This window comes from Rahnella perminowiae (genome assembly GCF_019049755.1).
Lineage (GTDB): Bacteria > Pseudomonadota > Gammaproteobacteria > Enterobacterales > Enterobacteriaceae > Rahnella > Rahnella perminowiae.
Genome location: NZ_JAFMOS010000245.1, coordinates 1 through 2,510, shown reverse-complemented (window position 1 = coordinate 2,510; position 2,510 = coordinate 1). Strand labels below are relative to the sequence as shown.

Genomic DNA, 2,510 nt, shown 5'->3' with positions numbered 1-2,510 from the left:
CCTCAGACGGGAGCGTAAAATTTCTCCCCAACTTATCCACAAATCTGCCGATTTTGTTCACTTGCAAAAGGGACATTCAGTCACTATCTTGTCATCAGAAAATAACAAACCCACAATATATTGTGTTTATATCCTGACCAGCACACTAGGGACCTCTTGTGCTGCCGCGCGTGTTTAACGCGGTCGGGTCAGACCTTTTATAAACCTTTAAGGTATCGCACCCCATGAACCAAAGTCTGCTTGTTACTAAACGTGATGGCCGCACAGAACGCATTAACCTTGATAAAATCCACCGTGTCATTGACTGGGCAGCGGAAGGTCTTCAAAACGTATCAGTTTCTCAAGTAGAGCTCCGTTCACACATCCAGTTCTATGACGGGATTAAAACCGCCGATATTCATGAAACCATCATCAAAGCCGCTGCTGATCTGATTTCTAAGGATGCACCGGATTATCAATATCTGGCGGCGCGACTGGCCATCTTCCATCTGCGTAAAAAAGCCTACGGCCAGTTTGAACCTCCAAAACTGATCGACCAGGTGACCCGCATGGTTGAAATGGGTAAATACGACAAACATCTGCTGGAAGACTACACGGCTGAAGAGTTCGAGCAGATGGACAGTTTTATTGACCACTGGCGCGACATGAATTTCTCTTACGCGGCGGTTAAGCAGCTGGAAGGGAAATATCTGGCGCAGAACCGTGTGACCGGCGATATCTACGAAAGCGCACAGTTCCTCTACATTCTGGTCGCGGCCTGCCTGTTCTCCGGCTATCCGCGCGAAACCCGTCTGGATTACATCAAACGTTTCTACGACGCGATTTCAACTTTCAAGATTTCTCTGCCTACGCCCATTATGTCCGGCGTGCGTACCCCGACCCGTCAGTTCAGCTCATGCGTTCTGATCGAATGTGGCGACAGTCTCGATTCCATTAACGCCACCTCCAGCGCCATCGTGAAATACGTTTCACAACGCGCCGGTATCGGCATCAACGCCGGTCGTATCCGTGCACTGGGCAGCCCGATCCGTGGCGGGGAAGCCTTCCACACCGGTTGTATCCCTTTCTACAAACATTTCCAGACTGCGGTGAAATCCTGTTCTCAGGGTGGCGTTCGCGGCGGTGCAGCCACCTTGTTCTACCCGATGTGGCATCTGGAAGTGGAAAGCCTGCTGGTACTGAAAAACAACCGTGGTGTTGAAGGCAACCGCGTCCGTCATATGGACTACGGTGTGCAGATCAACAAACTGATGTATCAGCGTCTGGTGAAAGGTGGCGACATTACCCTGTTCAGCCCGTCTGACGTGCCGGGCCTGTACGATGCATTCTTTGCCGATCAGGACGAGTTCGAACGCCTGTATGAGAAATACGAGCAGGACGCCAGCATCCGTAAACAGAAAGTGAAAGCAGTTGAACTGTTCTCCCTGATGATGCAGGAACGGGCATCAACCGGCCGTATCTACATTCAGCATGTTGACCACTGCAACACCCACAGCCCGTTTGATCCAGCTATCGCGCCTGTTCGCCAGTCCAACCTCTGTCTGGAAATCGCGCTGCCAACCAAACCGCTGGATGACGTGAACGACGAAAACGGCGAAATCGCACTGTGTACGCTCTCTGCCTTTAACCTCGGCGCTATCGACAGCCTCGACGATCTGGAAGAACTGGCGGTACTGGCGGTTCGTGCGCTGGATGCCCTGCTCGATTATCAGGATTACCCGATTAAAGCCGCAAAACGCGGTGCGATGGGCCGTCGTACCCTGGGTATCGGCGTGATTAACTACGCGTATTATCTGGCAAAAAATGGCGTACGTTATTCCGATGGCAGCGCTAATAACCTGACCCACAAAACCTTTGAAGCCATCCAGTATTACCTGCTGAAAGCTTCCAACGAGCTGGCGAAAGAACAAGGCGCATGCCAGTGGTTCAATGAAACCACTTATTCGCAAGGCATCATGCCTGTGGATACCTACAAGAAGGATCTGGATGCCATTTGCGATGAGCCGCTGCATCTGGACTGGGATACACTGCGCGAAAGCATTAAAACGCACGGCCTGCGTAACTCGACGCTGTCTGCGCTGATGCCGTCTGAGACCTCTTCGCAGATCTCCAACGCCACCAACGGCATCGAGCCACCGCGCGGCCATATCAGTATTAAAGCCTCGAAAGACGGCATCCTGCGTCAGGTTGTGCCTGAGTATGAGCGTCTCAAAGATCAGTATGAGCTGCTGTGGGATATGCCGAACAACGACGGTTATCTGCAACTGGTGGGCGTGATGCAGAAATTCATCGACCAGGCGATTTCTTCAAACACCAACTACGATCCGTCGCGCTTCCCGAACAGCAAAGTGCCGATGAAACAGTTGTTGAAAGACTTGCTGACCGCCTACAAATTTGGCGTGAAAACTCTGTACTATCAGAACACCCGTGACGGTGCCGATGATGTACAGGAAGACATGAAAGCCGAGGTGGCTGATGACTGTGAAAGCGGCGCCTGCAAAATCTAATCT

At 51.7% G+C, this 2,510-nt stretch carries 1 protein-coding gene; it reads left to right on the top strand.

The features are described 5' to 3' along the window. Positions 1–224 precede the first annotated feature (224 nt). A complete protein-coding gene (gene nrdA / locus J1785_RS01775; protein ID WP_129991776.1) occupies positions 225–2,507 on the top strand; it encodes a class 1a ribonucleoside-diphosphate reductase subunit alpha in 2,283 nt (760 codons plus the stop codon). The last annotated feature ends 3 nt before the right edge of the window (positions 2,508–2,510 follow it).